Source organism: Acidobacteriota bacterium, from assembly GCA_026393755.1.
Classification (GTDB): domain Bacteria; phylum Acidobacteriota; class Vicinamibacteria; order Vicinamibacterales; family JAKQTR01; genus JBAXOX01.
This window is the reverse complement of record JAPKZO010000030.1, coordinates 17,970-34,500: the sequence shown is the minus strand read 5'-3', so window position 1 is coordinate 34,500 and position 16,531 is coordinate 17,970. Positions and strand designations below refer to the sequence as shown.

Sequence of the window (16,531 nt, the reverse complement as noted above, 5' to 3'; positions counted from 1 at the left end):
CGATGCCGGATTTTGCCTACGTCGCAGTCGGGCCTGATGGCGAACGGGTCGAGGGCACCGCATCGGCGTCCAGCGAAGACGCGCTGGCGAAGATGCTGCGGGCCCAGGACCGGTTCCTCGTCACGGCCAACCCGGCCGAATCCGACACGATCGACCTCGCCAGCGTCCGGGTGTTCGAACGCATCAGCAGGCGCGACATCATCTTCTTCACCACCCAGCTGTCCACCATCGTCTCGAACGGCGTCCTTCTGGTTGACGGCCTGGCGGACATCGAACGGCAGGCGTCGACGCTCGTGCTCAAGCGCATCACGGCCGACGTCCGGCGGGACATCGAGAACGGATTGCCGCTGTCGTCCGCGCTCGAGCGGCACCCGGTGGCCTTTGACGAGCTGTACGTGAACATCGTCCGCGCCGGCGAGGCGACGGGAAGAGTCGGCCGCGCCCTCGACGACCTGGCGGCGCAACAGGAATGGCAGGACGACCTCGCGGCCCGCATTCGCGAGGCGACGACGTACCCGTTGATCGTCGTCGGTCTGCTGAGCATCCTGCTGGTCGTGCTCGTCGGATTCACCATTCCCCAGTTCACCCGGCTCTATCAGAACATCAACGCGAAGCTCGAACTGCCGCTGGCCACGCGGATTGTGCAGATTGGCGCCACCAGCATCGCGTCGAACTGGTATGTCATCCTCGCCCTCATCAGCCTGGCATACGTGTGGTACCGCTTCAGGGTCCAGACGCCAGACGGCGCCATCGTGATGGCGAGGAGGACGCTCCATGTCCCCGTGCTGGGGGATGCCGTGCGCAAGATTGCGCTGTCGCGATTCGCGCACTATTTCGGCACCCTGCACGAAGCGGGCCTCGAAGTCGTGCCCACTCTCGCGCTGATCGAACGCGTGATCGGCAACGCGTACTTGTCATCCCGGTTCCGGCTGGCCGCCAATCGCGTCATCGCCGGCGAGCCGCTGTCGGGGGCGCTCACCGCTGTCGGCGAGTTTCCACCCGTCGTCATCCAGATGCTGTCGCTCGGCGAGAAGACCGGGGAGGTGTCGACGTCGCTCGAACAGGTGCGCCGGTACTACGATCGTGAGGTCGATCGATCGGTCAAGCGCGCCTTGACGCTGTTCGGCCCGATCGCGCTGGTGGGGCTGGCCAGCATCTTCGTGCTCATCGCCGTGGCGTTCTACCTGCCGATGTTCAACCTCGCCAGAGCCATCCGCCCATGAAGCCCTTCCCGCGTCGCACCGCCGGCTTCACCCTGATCGAGGTCGTCATCATCGTGGCCGTCCTTGCCATCCTCGCGGCCGCGATCACCCCGATGATGCTCCAGCAACTGGTCGACGCCAGGGTGACCGCGTCCAGATCGAACGCGAAGCTCGTGTACGAGGCAATGGCCGGGACGAGCGACGTCAAGGGCAGTTACGGGTTCCTGGGTGACATGGGGCGCCTTCCTGCCAGGCCCGACGAACTGATCACGCTGCCGGCCGGCGCTCCCCGGTACGATGGAGCGAGAACATTCCGCGGCGTGGGCGTGGGCTGGAAGGGACCTTATCTGGCCGTCGGGGAGAGCAAGGAACGATTCCTGGCGGACGGTTGGGGCCGCCCGTACCAGATTACCCCGTACGGCCAGGTCCGCAGCGCGGGACCTGATGGCGTGTACGACACCGAAGACGATATCGTCTATCCTCCCGAACCGCCGCGGATCAGCGGCCGCGTCATGGTCACCGTCAAGCGGGAAGACATCGGGGGCGAGGGTTCGGCCGTGGATCCGACTGGCTACCAGGTGCGGCTCTACTATTCGAACAATGGACAGGAAGCGTTCCTGTCGGCCACCGTGGCGCCTTTTGTCTTCGACAACGTCCACCCGGGTCTGCACGCAATCGCGGTCGTGCGCACCAGCAGCAACCAGGTCGTTGCCCAGGACACGATTGAGGTTCCCGCCAACAGCACAAAGCTCGTCGAGTTGTTCTTCCGCCCGTAGCGCGCGTGCTACACTGCCCTGAAACGCCGGGAACCGTTCTGCCGGCGATGCCGTATCTCCCCTAGAGAGGAATCGCGCGCCGGGGCGGCCGATGATCGGCGCCCGAGGCCCGAGTCAGATCGTATGGCACTGATCGAAACACAGGATCTCTGGAAGACGTACGTGATGGGCACCGAGGAAATCCACGCCTTGCGCGGCGTGGATATCTCCATCGAGCGCGGAGAGTACGTCGCGATCATGGGACCGTCCGGTTCGGGCAAGTCGACGCTGATGAATCTGATCGGCTGTCTCGACACCCCGAGCAAGGGCAGCTACCTGCTGAACAACAAGCAGGTCAGCCAGATGAATGACGATGAGCTGGCCAGGATTCGCAATGAGGAGATTGGTTTCGTCTTCCAGACGTTCAACCTCCTTCCGCGAGCTACGGCCCTCCACAACGTCGAGTTGCCGCTCGTCTACGCCGGTGTGCCGTCCCGGGATCGCCTGGTTCGTGCCAAGGCGGCGATGGACAGGGTGGAGTTGTCGGACCGGATGACGCACCGGCCGAACCAGTTGTCGGGCGGGCAGCGCCAGCGCGTCGCTATCGCCCGGGCGCTCGTGAACAACCCCTCAATCCTGCTGGCCGACGAGCCGACGGGCAACCTGGATTCGAAGACCGGCGCCGAAATCATGGCGCTCTTCGACAAATTGTCGGCTGCGGGCAACACCATCATTCTCGTGACGCACGAAGCCGACATCGCCGCGCACGCGCGGCGCGTCGTGCACATCCGCGATGGCAGGGTCGAAACCGACGCCAGCCGGGCGGCATAGAGAATACGGTAGTCAGTAGACGGTAGCCAGTAGGAGAACACACCTGCCGACGGCGGCCGTGCGGGGCCCTGCCAGCGTGAAGACGGCTTCCGATGCGGCCCCTCGAACCGAGCCGTCCCTCGACGACGCTCGGGACGGTCCTGAGCCCAGCGAAGGGAGCGAGTCGAAGGACCGACAGCGTCAGTTTGCAAAATGCGCCGAAAGGGCCAGGACTGGCTGCGCGAAAAGCGCACACGTCAGACCGGCGAGACGTCCCGGCAAGGCGCTTTTTGCCGGCGAGTGTGAGCGGGGACGCGACGGAAGCCGTCTTCGCGCTGGTGGCTGGCCGCGAGGGAAGGGCACGAACTCAGATGGCCGCCTGGTGGCCCGCCCCGACGTCACGGAGCGGCGCATCGAGATTGGTCGCTACAGAATCGAACACAACCCGCTGTCGCTGTGCTCCAGGGTCCGGATCGGGCACCGCCGAGAGCAGCGCCCGCGTGTACGGATGTGCGGGCTCCCGGAACACATCGTCGGTCGATCCCATTTCCACGATGCGGCCGCGATACATCACCGCGACCCGTGTGCACAGGTGGCGCACCAGCCGGAGATCGTGGGCGATGAAGATCAACGTCAGCGCGAGGGCCTGCTGAAGCTCCATGAACAGGTTGATGATCTGCGCCTGGATCGAGACGTCGAGCGCTGAAATGGGTTCGTCGGCGACGAGCAGCGCCGGCCGGAGCGCCAGTGCGCGCGCCAGGCCGATGCGTTGTCGCTGCCCCCCGCTGAATTCGTGAGGGTACCGTTCGAGTTGCGTCTGGTCGAGCCCGACCAGCGCGAACAGCTCGCGTACCCGATCCCGCCGCTCCTGTCTGGTTCCGATCTTGTGGATGACGAGGCCTTCTTCGACGATCGCGCCGGCTCGCATCCGGGGATTGAGCGAGGCGTACGGGTCTTGAAAGACCATCTGCATCTCGCGACGGAGCGCGCGCATCTGTGCCGGCTTCAGCGCGAAGACGTTCCTGTTCCCGAACAGAAACTGGCCCGAGGTCGGCTCGATCAGGCGGAGCATGCATCGGCCCGTCGTGGTCTTGCCGCTACCTGATTCGCCGACCAGTCCGAACGTCTCGCCCTCCTCAACGACAAAACTCACGCCGTCCACCGCGCGCACGACAGACGACCGGCTGAACGGCGTCGGCCGCCGCGAGAACTGCTTCACGAGTCCGCCGACGTCAACCAGTGCCATCATCCAGCCTTCACATGGAGGTAGCAGCGGGTGTGATGATCAGGCGAGAGCCACGTCTGCTCGGGCGGACGCTGGTCGCACCGGGCCTCGCGATCCCCGCATCGCGGAGAGAATGCGCATCCGGCTGGCAGCGCGGCCAGATCGGGCACGACGCCGGGAATCGCCTTGAGCCGGGTGCCAGGGGCCGACCCTGGCAGCGACGCCAGCAGGCCGCGCGTGTACGGATGGGCCGGCCGCGCGAGCACCACTGCCGTTGGCCCTTCCTCCACGATCCGGCCGGCGTACATGACAGCCACGCGATCGGCCAGGTGCGCCACTACGCCCAGATCGTGAGTGATAAGGAGCAACGCCAGGCCGAACCGTTCCCGCATGTCGCGCAGCAGGTCGAGTATCTCGGCCTGGATGGTCACATCGAGCGCCGTCGTCGGCTCGTCGGCGATGAGCAGGGAAGGGCGACAACCGATCGCGGCGGCAATCAGGGCTCGCTGGCGCATCCCGCCCGACAACTGATGGGGATAGTCGCGAGCACGTTTGGCCGGCTCGGGGATGCGAACGGCCTCAAGCAGTTCCACCGCGCGAACGCGGGCGGCGGCCCTGGTGGCCAGACCGTGCACCACGAGCGATTCGGCGATCTGATCGCCAATCGTGAAGACGGGATTGAGCGCCGTCATCGGTTCCTGAAAGACAAAGCCGATCCGGGCGCCGCGCACGCGCTGCATCTCTGGTTCGTTCAGCACCGTCAGATCCCGCCCCTCGAAGATGATGGCCCCGCCCGTGATTCGGCCCGGCGGCTGGACGAGGCGGATGATCGAGAGAGCGGTGACCGACTTGCCGCATCCGGATTCGCCGACCAGCCCGAGCGTCTTTCCCCGCGGCACCTGGAGACTGACGCCATCGACGGCACGTACCGTCCGCGTAGCGCCGCCACGGGTGACGACGAACTGTGTCGTCAGGCCGCGCACGTCGAGCAGCGGGTGCACCTTAGACCAGACCTTCCTGATACTCGCCAAACTGCTGCCGCAACGTGTCGGCGATCTCACCGACGGTTACCTTCGCTTCAACCGCTGCGACCAGGGGCGGCATCAGATTGTCGCCCGACGCCGCCGCGCGCGACACCGCGTCACGCGCCGCTTGCCAATCGCGCGCACTGCGGCTTGACCGCAGTTGACGCAACCGATCGACCTGCCCGCGCTCGACGGTCGGATCGATTTGCATCGTCTCGATGGTCAACGCATCCGTCGTCATGAACCGGTTGACGCCCACCACGACCGCCTCACCGCTGTCGATGGCCTGTTGAGCCTGATACGCCGCATCCTGGATGGCGCGCTGGACGAACCCGGCATCGATGGCGGCCAGCATCCCGCCGAGCCGGTCGATCGTCTCGATGATCTCCCGCGCGTCGCGTTCGATCTGATCGGTCAGGGCTTCCACGACGAACGAGCCTCCGACCGGGTCCACCGTGTTGGCGACGCCGGTCTCGCAGGCAATGACCTGCTGCGTGCGGAGGGCGGTGGCGGCCGATTCTTCGGTCGGCAGCGCGAGCGCCTCGTCCCGGCCGTTGCAGTGGAGCGATTGCGTGCCGCCCATCACCGCCGCCAGGGCCTGGATGGCCACGCGCACGATGTTGTTGTCCGGTTGCTGGGCGGTGAGCGTGCTGCCGGCCGTCTGCGTGTGGAAGCGCAGGGCCTGGGCGCGAGGGTGCGTCGCGCCGAAGCGGTCGCGCATGATGGACGCCCACAGCCGCCGCGCCGCGCGGAACTTCGCGATTTCTTCCAGGAAATTGTTGTGGGCGTTGAAGAAGAACGACACGCGCTGGCCGACGCTGTTGACGTCGAGTCCGGCCCCGACCGCGGCCTGCACGTACGCGATCGCGTTCGCGAGTGTGAACGCCACTTCCTGGACCGCTGTCGAACCGGCCTCCCTGATGTGGTATCCGCTGATCGAAATCGTGTTCCAGTTGGGCATCTCGCGCTCGCAGAACGCGAACACGTCGGTCACCAGGCGCAGGGATGGGCGAGGCGGGAAGATGTACGTGCCCCGCGCCACGTACTCCTTGAGAATGTCGTTCTGCACCGTGCCCGCGAGCGCGCTCGCCGGCACACCCTGCCGCCTGGCGACCGCGATGTAGAGTGCGAGCAGCGTGCTGGCGGTCGCGTTGATCGTCATCGACGTCGACACGGTCCCCAGCGGGATGCCGTCGAACAGGTCGGCCATGTCCTCGATCGAGTCGATGGCCACGCCGACCTTGCCGACTTCGCCAAGGGCCAGCGGGCTGTCCGAGTCGTACCCGATCTGCGTGGGGAGATCGAAAGCCACGCTCAACCCCGTCACGCCCTGGGCGAGCAGGTAGCGGTAGCGCTCGTTCGACTGCCGCGCCGTGCCGAACCCCGCGTACTGCCTCATCGTCCACAGTCGGCCGCGGTACATCGTCGGCTGAATGCCGCGCACGAAGGGAAACTCGCCGGGATAACCGATCACGCGTTCTCCTGCCTGCGTCCAGACGCGGCGCCGCCTGAACTGATGCGGAGCGCTTTGAGGAACCGCCGGTCGGCGGCGGTCAGGTCCGGACGCGGCGGCGACACGATCGGGTGCGGTTCGACAACCAGAACGGGCGTGGCAGACGGGCACTCCGGATCCACCGAACGCACCTCGGCGGAGAGCGCGACCTTCAACTCGAGGCCGGATTCGCGGGCTTTCGCATGACAGGCTTCCACACGGCGGTCTCCCGCGGCGGCGGCGGCAATCGCGTTGGCCAGTTCCCGCACGAGCCGGTTGGCAAGCGCTTCGTCCACGGCCTTCCTCCTTCACTCGCTGGGCAAAAGGGAGGGCGGACCTGCTGTGGGCGCGAACGGCAGCGAAAGAACAGGTCCGGCCCCGATTTCGCCCCTACGTCAACTGAGCAATGGCCCCACGGCCGGCGTACCGCGCGCGCGATCCCAACTCTTCCTCGATCCGCAGCAACTGGTTGTACTTCACGATGCGATCCGTGCGGCTCGCCGATCCCGTCTTGATCTGGCCCGCGCCGGTGGCCACGGCCAGATCCGCAATCGTCGAATCCTCGGTCTCACCAGACCTATGCGAAATCACCGTCGTGAAGCCGGCCCCGTGGGCCATGGCGATCGCATCGAGCGTTTCGGAGACCGTGCCGATCTGATTGAGCTTGATCAGAATCGAATTGGCGATGCGGAGCGCGATCCCCTGTTCCAGAATCTCCGGGTTGGTCACGAACACGTCATCGCCCACGATCTGCACGCGCCCGCCGAGCCGGCCGGTCATCGCATGCCACCCGTTCCAGTCGCCCTCGGCAAGACCGTCCTCGATCGACACGATGGGGTACTTTCCGACCCAGTCACTGTAGAGGTCGATCATCTGCGAGGACGACCGCGGCGCATCGCCAGACTTCCTGAACAGGTAGGCGCCCTCACGCGTGGTCGGCGGATCCCATGGTGTCGAGCGCGGGGCTTGATCGTCCCAGAGTTCGCTTGCCGCGACGTCAATACCGATGCAGATGTCGCGCCCCGGCTCGTAGCCCGCCTTCGTGATCGCGTCGAGCACCAGTTCCACCGCCTGCACATTGGTGGCGAGACTGGGTGCGAAGCCGCCCTCGTCGCCGACGCCGGTCGAGAGCGTTCGACCCCTCAGTATCCCGCGAAGCGCATGAAAGACCTCGGCCCCGGCGCGCAGCGCCTCGCGGAAGCTTGGCAGGCCGAGCGGCAGGACCATGAATTCCTGAAAGTCCACGTTCGAATCGGCGTGAGCCCCGCCGTTCAGAATGTTCATCATCGGCACCGGCATCAGCCACGGGTCGGCGTCCGGCAGGCCGGCCAACTCCCGGAAGTGCCGATAGAGCGGAACTCGCCGGCTCGAGGCGCAGGCCTTCGCAAACGCCATCGAGACGCCCAGCAGGGCGTTGGCGCCCATCCGGCTCTTGGTCGGGGTCCCATCAAGCGCGATCAACAGCTGGTCGAGTCCGCGCTGATCCAGGTCCTTCCCGATTGCCGCTCCCGCCATTTCCCCGTTCACGTGCCGGACGGCCTGCAGCACCCCTCTGCCGAGGTAGCGCCGCTTGTCGCCGTCCCGCAACTCCAGGGCCTCGCGCTTGCCGGTCGACGCGCCGGAGGGCACCGCCGCCCGTCCGAACGCGCCATCCTGGAGCGTGACGTCAGCTTCCACCGTAGGATTTCCGCGCGAATCCAGAATCTCTCGGCCGTGAATGGCAGCGATGATCATGATAGTCGTCTACCTCCGGATGTGGATGGACCGGAAGGCTGGTCCCGCCCGAGATGTTACCACATGGATCTTGCCGCAAACCTTTGACAGCACTGAGGGTTGGAGCCTATGATCGAATAGCGAAGTTCCGCCTGAAACTCCTGATTACGCCTCCATGGCCACCGGCGGAATGTCGCGACGAGGAGCAGAGCCGATATGTTGATCCGTCGATGGGTGCTGACACCCGTGCTGTTAACGTGTCTTGCGAGTACCGCCGCGTCGTTGTCGCCCGTCCTCGCTCAGCAGAAGAAGGACTCGAAGCTCGACAAAGCTCAGCAGCAGGAATTGCAGGCCGCATACAAGATGGCTGATGCCATGGCCGCCGGGCAGCCGGTGCCGGGCGACATCGGCCTGTCCATTCACACCGATTTTCTCAAGGCCCAGAACGGCCTGACCTTCGTGCCGTTCGTGCTGTCGCTCGATCCGGCGCAGCTGCCGTCCAGGTCGGTGACGCTTTATCTGCGGGTTGTCGCCAGGACACCCGCCGCGGCCCCGGCCGCCGCTGCAACCGACGCCAAGAACTTGAAGAAGGACGCGAACCCGACCAAGGATCCGGCCGCCGCTCCAGCGCCGGAATATGCCTTTCAGGGTGTTCACTTTGTCGACTTGAAGGCCCCGGCGCCGGGCCGTCCCTACCGCCTGGCACGCGCGTTTTCGGTTCCCGCTGGCGACTACGACCTCTACCTCGTCGTGAAGGAGCGGACGCCGGCCGGCGCGAAAGGCAAGACCCCGGCCCAGAAAGTCGGGTTCCTCAAACAGCCCATCACCGTACCGGATCTCTGGGGCAACGATCTCGCGACGAGCAGCATCATCATCGCCGATGAGGTGAAGCCGCTCGACACGCCGCCGACGGCGGAGCAGATCGTCGAACAGCCGTATACGTTTGGCAATACCATCGCGGCGCCCGCAACCAGTACCAAATTCTCGAAGACCGGCAGCCTGTCAGTAGTGTTCCAGATCTACAACACCGGTTCGGATGGCAATCGCAAGCCGGACGTCGCCGTCGAGTACCTGTTCTATCAACGATTCAGCGACAAACCGGAGAAGTTCTTCAACAAGACAAGCCCGCAGGCGTTCAACGCGACGACACTGCCGCCGCAATTTGACACGGCGGTGGGCCATCCTATCCCCGGGGGCTTTTCCGTGGCGCTTGCGAGCTTCCCGGAAGGTGAGTATCGTTTGGAGATCAAGATCACCGATAAGCTTTCGGGCAAGGTCATCGTGCGGAACATCATGTTCTCGGTGGCCGTCTGAGCGGCCCGACGCCGGGGCCAGAGCCCGCCCCGGGTCGCAAGCGGCAGTGGGCACTTGACGGGTAGGCCTATGACACGCGTATCCACGTTCGTAGTCGTGGCGGCCGCCGCGGGTCTCGTCGCGGCCACCGGGCCGGCCTCCGCACAGTCCGTGTCGATCCGCTCGCCACAAGCCATCGTGGCGCGTGCGACCGCACAGGGCGACATCCAGGGACTGGTGGTCGACACCAAGGGTCGGCCGCTGGCCGGTGCCATGGTGTCGGCGCTCGGGTCAACCGTCGCCTTTGCGCTCACTGCCAAGGATGGCCGCTTCCGCCTTGACGCGCTTCCGACAGGCGCCTACACCGTGCGCATCCATCTGGACGGCTTTATTCCGGCTCCCCGGCAGATGGTCGAGGTCAGGCCGAGCGTCCCCGCACTGGTGTCGGTCGCGCTGCGATCACTCACCGACAACGGTTCCCCGGCGCAGACAGCCCAGGTACTGGCGGCCGGCCTGCTGCCGATGGACGGTCTGCCGGTGGGAGCCACGAGCGTTGCCTCCACCGCCGATCACGACCACACTGAAGCCGATTGGCGCCTTCGCCATCTTCCGCGCAGCGTGTTGAAGGACATTGAAGACGCCAGGGGAGTGGCCGCGGGGGACGCGGGCGCAGAAGCGGGCCGATCATTCCTGGGCCGCGCATTTGATTCGTCGGCCAGGTTCGCCTCTGGCCTGTTCGATGCGATTCCGCTGACCGGGCAGGTCAATCTGATCACCATCGGGTCGTTCAACGGTTCGTCGGACGCCTGGTCACCCAATGCGGTGGCGTCGGCTGGCGTGGCCTACATTGACCTTGGTGCGCCGGCAGGAGGCCTGGGTGACTGGGCCGTGCGCGGCGCCTTGTCGCAAGGTGGCCCAGGATCGTGGTTCGTCGCCGGGAGTCTGACGGCGAGGCGCTCGGCCGAGCATCGGTTCGTGGCGGGCATCACGTACAGCGCGCAGCGCTACGATCGGTCGAGCGTGTTGGGCGTTCCCGACATGAGTGCCGGTTCGCGGTCGGTCGGCACGGCCCATGGATCCGACGAGTGGACGCTGTCGCCCAACGTCACGGTCGGCTACGGCGTGACCTATTCGTGGCAGGACTATCTCAGCGGAAACGGCTTCTTCAGCCCGCGCGTCTCGATGACGCTGCGCCCCGTCGAACGAGTCCGTGTCCGGGCCGTCGCCGCCCGCTATGTGGTCGCCCCGGGGGCCGAGGAGTTCCTTCCCGGCGCCGCCAGCGGTACCAGTCTGATGCTGCCCGCGCAGCGGACGTTCTCGCCCTGGGTTGAGGCCGAGGGTTTCCGTCCGCAGCGGACCGATCACTTCGAGATCGCGATCGAGCGGGACGTCGCGGCCTTCGTCTTGGGGTTCCGGACGTTCTATCAGCACGTCGCCGATCAGGGCGGGGCCGTGTTTGCGGTCGCGACTCCAGGCCGAGTTGTGCCCAGCCTTGGCCACTACTACGTCGCCACGCTCGGTGACCTGAATGCTCGAGGCTGGAGCGTCAGCGTGAGCCGGGCCCTCGCCGGCGGCGTGCGAGGCGCGGTGGACTATACCCAGTCGACCGCCAGTTGGGACCGCCTGCCCGATCCGTCCGTTACGTCATTCTGGGTCGGAAGGCGGAGCGGTGATCGGCAGCGGCTGCACGATTTGACGACTTCACTTGAAACCGACATCCGGCCGACAGCAACCCGCGTCTACGTCCTCTACAAGGTGAACACCGGGTTCACGCACCAGACGACCTCCGGCGGGACCGTGGGCCTCGACACCAGGTTCGATGTTCAGGTGAATCAGGCGCTGCCGTTTCTTCGTTTCACGTCAGCCGACTGGGAACTTCTGGTCGCCGTGTGCAACCTGTTCCGCGAGTCGAGCATCGAGCGGTCCCTGTACGACGAACTGCTGGTCGTGCGGCCTCCCAAGCGCGTCGTCGGTGGCGTCCGGGTCCGGTTCTAGTGTTGGGCTCTGCGACCGTCAGGAGGCGGGCGGTCGCGCGGAATCCGCCGAGAGAAATCCATTTTATTGGAACATTCATCCGCACAGATGGATTTGCGCGGAGCCAATGCCGAAGAAGTCTATTTAAGTTGTTGTAACAAAAAGATTTATTCATTTGTCGTGGCACCGGTTCTTGGTATGTTGATTGCTAAGTCATTCGACATATCGATTCCGCGGCAGACTTGCTCACTCGGGACATCGAGCCGAGCGGGCGTTTCTCTCGGGATTGGGTCTTGAGACCTCGCGACGGTGATTGCGCGCGGGGGCGCTCACCTGATTCGGATGCGTTCAGGGTTACCCGACGTGATGTACGACAGCCAGGTGCGGGCAGATGAGTCCCGGAAGTCCGCGGTTGGGCAAACGACGCCCAGCGCGCTGGGCTGGACTGTTGCCGTTGCACTGGTTGTCGTTCTGCTCGCGTTGGGTGTCGCGAACATCTTCGCCCGGGCGACATGGCACGAGGTCGAAGACGGCGTGCTCTGGGCGCCGCGGTCCCAGGGTGTGACGGCGATCGACCTGGCCGGCGAGTCGGCCGCCTCACGCGCCGGGCTTCGTACGGGCGACGTGCTGGTGGCGATCGACGGCCAGCCGGTTGACAGTCCGTCCGACGTGGTCGAGTTTGCCCACCGCGCGAAGCCGGGATCACTTGTCACCTACACGCTGCTGCGAATAGGCGCGCGCGAGATGATCCAGGTGCACCTGGCCCCGATTCCGCAGGGCAACAGCGTCTTGTACTACGTGCTGGCTGCGGTGGGCGTCTTTACGCTGATGGTCGGCGCGGCCGTCAGGCTGCGGCGGCCAGGCAATCAATCGTCGCTCCATTTCTTCTGGCTGTCGATCGTGTTCTTCGGTGTGTTCGCGTTCTCGCCAGCCGGGCGGTTCAATCATCTTGACTGGGTGTTCTACTGGGCTGATGAGATATCGCTCCTGGCTCTCGGGCCGATGCTGCTCCATTTCAGCCTGGTGTTTCCCGATCGCAGCACCAGTTGGGCTCGCACGGCGCTCGGAGCCCGGCTGCTGCCGCTCATTTACCTGCCCGCGCTCCTGATGGGCACGGCTCGGGTCGTCGCGATTGCCAGGCTCGATGGGCAGCCGGATCTGTGGCGGGTGATTGCCGCGCTCGATCGGATTGATCCTCTATATTTCTGCCTCTTCCTTGCGTGCGCCTTCGTCGTGTTGGCCCGCGCGTTGACCCATGTGCGATCCGTGACGGCGCGCCGGCAGCTTCGGTGGATTGTCTGGGGCACGGTGCTTGGCGGCGGACCGTTCGCCGTTGGCTATGCGTTGCCGTTTGCGCTCGGCGTCGTGCCGTCGGTGCGGATGGAATTGCTGGCCATTCCGCTTGGGCTGATTCCACTGGCGTTCGCCTCGGCGATTGTGCGCTACCGGCTGATGGACGTCGAGGTCATCGTCAAACGCAGTCTGGTGTACGTAGCGGCCGTCGCGGTGAGCATCGCGATCTACGCGCTGCTGCTGCGCGTGGCCGGCTGGCTGTTCCTGGAGAACGGGTCGCAGACCAACACGATTATCGCGGCCCTCGCCACGCTGGTGATGGTGCTGCTGGCGCGGCCGGTCAGGGATGGCTTCCAGACGGTGCTCGACAAGGCTTTCTATCGCGACCGCTACGACTACCGCCGGGCGCTGGTCGGATTTGCGCGCGACCTTTCCACCGATCTGGATGTGGATCGCCTCAGCGACCGGCTTGTGGCGCGCGTGACCGAAACACTCGTGATCGACCGGATGGCGCTGATGCTGTTCGACGAGGCCGACGGCTGCTTCCGGACGCTGCGCTCGCAGGGATTTGTCGGGCAGCCGCCCGAACTGGGCGTGCGATCCGGGATCGGCGCCCGCCTGGCCGCAGGACATGTCATTGCGCTCGACGACCCGCTGTCGCCGCGGCGGTTCTCGATGGACGAGATCGAGCGCTGGCTCGATCAGGGCGTGCACTACTTCATTCCCTGCGTGTCCAAGCAGGCCACGATAGCGCTGCTGGTACTGGGACGCAAGGAACGCGCCGAGCCGCTGAGCAGCGAGGACATGGCGCTGCTGGTCGCTGTGGCGGCGCAGGTTGCGACATCGCTCGAGAACGGTCGTCTGTACCAGCAACTCAAGCAGCAGGCGTCCGAAGTCGAACGGATGCGGCAGTTCAACGAGAACATCCTCGAATCACTCGACAACGGCCTTGCTGTGGTTGATGCGAACGACCGGGTGGTGAGGTGGAACCGGTCACTCGAGCAGTTGTACAAAGTGCGGCGCGACGAGGCCATCGGGCAACGTCTTGAGGACCTGTTCTCGCCGGCATTCATCGACGCGCTCCGCGCCGCGCGGCCGGACAGTTCGTCGTCCGGGCCGGCGGTGTACCGGATGCCGCTCGGGTCGCTTCGGGGGCGTGCCGACGAGGGCCTGCTCGTGAATATCGCCGTGGTCCCGTTGCAGGGCGACGGCGCCGGTGCGGAGGCCAAGGGGTCGATCCTCGTGTTCGAGGATGTGACCGCGCGGGCGCGGCTCGAAGAACAGCTGCAGATCTCCGACAAGATGGCGTCGATCGGCCTGCTGGCCGCGGGCGTGGCGCACGAAGTCAACACGCCGTTGACCGGCATCTCGAGCTATACACAGATGCTGCTGGAGCGCGCGAGCCCGGACGACCCCGACACGAAACTGCTCGAGAAGATCGAGCGGCAGACGTTCCGCGCCGCCAAGATCGTCAATGGGCTGCTGACATTGGCGCGCGGGGGACAGGCCCCAGGCGAGCACGCCCCCACCGACATCAATGGCGTCATCAACGACGTGCTGGCGCTGCTCGAACATCAGTTGAAGGCGGTCAATGTCCAGATCCGCCGGGATCTGTCGCCCGTGCCGCCCGTCGTCCTGGGCATGGAGCACAAGCTGCAACAGGTGTTCCTGAATCTGTTCATCAACGCCCGCGACGCGATGCCGCGAGGCGGATGGCTGTCGATCACGACACGCACGCGCGGTGACGAGGCCGTCATCGACGTTGGCGACACCGGCGCCGGGATTCAGGCAGAACACCTCGCGCGCATCTACGATCCGTTCTTCACCACGAAGTCGGTTGGGGAGGGAACAGGGCTCGGCCTGTCGATCACCTACGGCATCGTGCACGAACACGCCGGTACGGTCACGTGCAACAGCCGCGTCGGCGAGGGCACCAGGTTCACCGTCACCCTGCCCCTCGCACAGGGCGCCTCGCGCTCTGCGGCAGGCGGCGCCTAAGCCGTGGCTGTCGATCCTGTCGCCACCCGCCGGGGAACCATTCTCGTCATCGACGACGAGGAGATCATGCGGGAGATCCTCGAGGCGCTCCTGAGACGCGAGGGGTACGAAGTGCGCCTGGCGTCGAGCGGGGCCGAGGGCCTTGAACTGGTGCGGTCCGTGCCGATCGACGCGGCTGTCGTCGACGTCATGATGCCCGGGATGGATGGGCTGACGGTGCTCGACGAGATCAGGAGAATCGACGAGGACATCGCGGTCATCATGATCACCGCGTATGCCTCCGTCGACACGGCCGTCGCCGCGATGAAGCGCGGCGCCTTCGACTACGTCACCAAGCCGTTCAAGAACGACGAAGTCCTGGCCGTGCTGCACAACGCCGTCGAGCGGCGTCAGTTGGTGACCGAGAATCGCGCGCTGCGCCAGAACCTGCAGGAGCGCTACCACAAGTTCGACAACATCATCGGCCGCAGCGCCAGGATGCGCGAGGTCTTCGACCTGATCATCCAGGCCGCGCCCAGCCGGTCGACGATTCTGATTGCGGGTGAAAGCGGCACGGGCAAGGAACTGGTGGCGCGGGCCATTCACACGCACTCGGCTCGAGCCGACCGGGCGTTTGTCACGGTGAATTCGGGGAATCTCCCTCCGGATCTGCTCGAGTCGAATCTGTTTGGCCACGTCAAAGGCGCATTCACCGGCGCGGTGTACCCCAAGAAGGGACTCTTTGAGGTCGCCGACCGCGGCAGCATCTTCTTCGACGAGATCGGAAACATCCCGCTCGAGACCCAGCCGAAGCTCCTGCGCGTCATCCAGGAGCGCGAGTTCATGCGCCTCGGCGGGGTGGAGACCATCAAGGTCGACGTCCGGATCATCGCCGCCACCAACGTGGACCTCCGACAGATGATGGCCGACGGCCGATTCCGCGAGGATCTGTACTACCGGCTGCACGTCATCACGATCCCGCTGCCGGCGCTCAGGGAACGAAAGGAAGACATCCCGCCGCTCGTCCACCATTTCCTTCACAAGTACGGCGAGGAGAACGACAAGGGTGATCTGGAGCTCACGCCGGATGCTCTGGATCTGCTGGTCGACTACGACTGGCCAGGCAATGTGCGCGAACTCGAGAACGTCGTCGAGCGCGCGGTCGTACTGTCGCCGGGCTCGCGGATTGGTGTCGACCTGATACCCGAGCAGGTCAGGCGGAAACCGACGTTCCAGATCCCGATGGTCGTCGTGCCGCCGGAAGGACTGTCGCTGAAGGATGTGGTGTCGGACTTCGAGCGGCGGCTGATCGAGACCACGCTCGACACGACAGGCGGCGTGCAGAAGCGCGCGGCGGAACTGCTGCGCATCAAGCCGACGACCCTGAACGAGATGATCAAGCGCTACGAGATCCGTCCGCGTCGGAAGCGCAACGGCGCAAGCGGATCTGCTGGAGATGGCGACGGCGGAGACACCGAGCCCACCACGCCAGAACCCGTCTCGTCCTGACAGCCATCTACAGGCGCGATTGATCGCGCCCAGGTAGGGGCACGGCATGCCGTGCCCTATGAGCATCTCCGGTCCGTCTACCGCCTACCGTCTACTGTCTCCCCGCACCGTTCCCACCATCCGTTCGATTTTCGTCATCACGAGATCCCAGCGGTAGTGATCCCTGACGTAGGCGTGCCCGTTCCGGCCCATCGCGTCGTGCAGACCGGAGTCGGCCACCAGCAGCCTGAGGCATTCCACGAACTCGTCACGGTCGGCGTAGT

The 16,531-nt window shown here is 65.4% G+C and carries 11 protein-coding genes; 7 read left to right on the top strand and 4 right to left on the bottom strand.

Features of this window, described 5'->3' with window-relative positions; genetic code table 11:
* The first annotated feature begins 2 nt into the window (after nucleotides 1–2).
* From NTV05_13190 to NTV05_13180, 3 genes are all read left to right on the top strand, one after another.
* Entirely contained in the window at nucleotides 3–1,223 is a 1,221-nt protein-coding gene (locus NTV05_13190; protein MCX6545349.1) for a type II secretion system F family protein, read from the top strand.
* Entirely contained in the window at nucleotides 1,220–1,978 is a 759-nt protein-coding gene (locus NTV05_13185; GenBank protein MCX6545348.1) for a prepilin-type N-terminal cleavage/methylation domain-containing protein, read from the top strand. Before NTV05_13190 ends, NTV05_13185 begins: the two co-directional genes overlap by 4 nt.
* A gap of 129 nt (nucleotides 1,979–2,107) precedes the next feature.
* Entirely contained in the window at nucleotides 2,108–2,788 is a 681-nt protein-coding gene (locus tag NTV05_13180; protein MCX6545347.1) for an ABC transporter ATP-binding protein, read from the top strand.
* Between the two features lie 346 nt (nucleotides 2,789–3,134).
* On the opposite strand, the gene NTV05_13175 is transcribed toward NTV05_13180, so the two are convergent.
* The 4 genes from NTV05_13175 to eno form a co-directional block, all read right to left on the bottom strand.
* Complete coding sequence (locus NTV05_13175) at nucleotides 3,135–4,016, bottom strand: ATP-binding cassette domain-containing protein (GenBank protein ID MCX6545346.1); 882 nt, start codon at nucleotides 4,014–4,016, stop codon at nucleotides 3,135–3,137.
* Nucleotides 4,013–4,993, bottom strand: a complete 981-nt coding sequence (locus tag NTV05_13170) for an ABC transporter ATP-binding protein (protein ID MCX6545345.1) — start codon at nucleotides 4,991–4,993, stop codon at nucleotides 4,013–4,015. The genes NTV05_13175 and NTV05_13170 overlap by 4 nt, the downstream gene beginning before the upstream one ends.
* 1 nt (nucleotide 4,994) lies before the next feature.
* Nucleotides 4,995–6,719 (bottom strand): methylmalonyl-CoA mutase family protein, encoded by a 1,725-nt coding sequence (locus NTV05_13165; protein MCX6545344.1) that lies wholly within the window; start codon nucleotides 6,717–6,719, stop codon nucleotides 4,995–4,997.
* A gap of 180 nt (nucleotides 6,720–6,899) precedes the next feature.
* The gene (gene eno / locus NTV05_13160; protein MCX6545343.1) at nucleotides 6,900–8,243 is read right to left on the bottom strand and encodes a phosphopyruvate hydratase; all 1,344 of its coding nucleotides are present in this window, start codon (nucleotides 8,241–8,243) and stop codon (nucleotides 6,900–6,902) included.
* Nucleotides 8,244–8,438: 195 nt separating this feature from the next.
* Between eno and NTV05_13155 the strand changes: the two genes are divergently transcribed.
* The 4 genes from NTV05_13155 (at nucleotide 8,439) to NTV05_13140 (ending at nucleotide 16,268) form a co-directional block, all read left to right on the top strand.
* On the top strand, nucleotides 8,439–9,536 hold the full coding sequence (locus tag NTV05_13155; GenBank protein MCX6545342.1) for a hypothetical protein: 1,098 nt from the start codon (nucleotides 8,439–8,441) through the stop codon (nucleotides 9,534–9,536).
* Nucleotides 9,537–9,605: 69 nt separating this feature from the next.
* Complete coding sequence (locus tag NTV05_13150) at nucleotides 9,606–11,510, top strand: TonB-dependent receptor (GenBank protein ID MCX6545341.1); 1,905 nt, start codon at nucleotides 9,606–9,608, stop codon at nucleotides 11,508–11,510.
* Between the two features lie 288 nt (nucleotides 11,511–11,798).
* The gene (locus tag NTV05_13145) at nucleotides 11,799–14,780 is read left to right on the top strand and encodes an ATP-binding protein (protein ID MCX6545340.1); all 2,982 of its coding nucleotides are present in this window, start codon (nucleotides 11,799–11,801) and stop codon (nucleotides 14,778–14,780) included.
* 3 nt (nucleotides 14,781–14,783) lie between these two features.
* A complete protein-coding gene (locus NTV05_13140) occupies nucleotides 14,784–16,268 on the top strand; it encodes a sigma-54 dependent transcriptional regulator (GenBank protein ID MCX6545339.1) in 1,485 nt (494 codons plus the stop codon).
* Nucleotides 16,269–16,531: the final 263 nt, after the last annotated feature.

Excerpts from the sequence above, each read along its gene's own strand:
- NTV05_13185 (MCX6545348.1), top strand. The coding sequence starts at position 1,220 with ATGAAGCCCTTCCCGCGTCGCACCGCCGGCTTCACCCTGATCGAGGTC.
- NTV05_13155 (MCX6545342.1), top strand. The coding sequence starts at position 8,439 with ATGTTGATCCGTCGATGGGTGCTGACACCCGTGCTGTTAACGTGTCTT.
- NTV05_13150 (MCX6545341.1), top strand. The coding sequence starts at position 9,606 with ATGACACGCGTATCCACGTTCGTAGTCGTGGCGGCCGCCGCGGGTCTC.
- NTV05_13190 (MCX6545349.1), top strand. The coding sequence starts at position 3 with ATGCCGGATTTTGCCTACGTCGCAGTCGGGCCTGATGGCGAACGGGTC.
- eno (MCX6545343.1), bottom strand. The coding sequence starts at position 8,243 with ATGATCATCGCTGCCATTCACGGCCGAGAGATTCTGGATTCGCGCGGA.
- NTV05_13175 (MCX6545346.1), bottom strand. The coding sequence starts at position 4,016 with ATGATGGCACTGGTTGACGTCGGCGGACTCGTGAAGCAGTTCTCGCGG.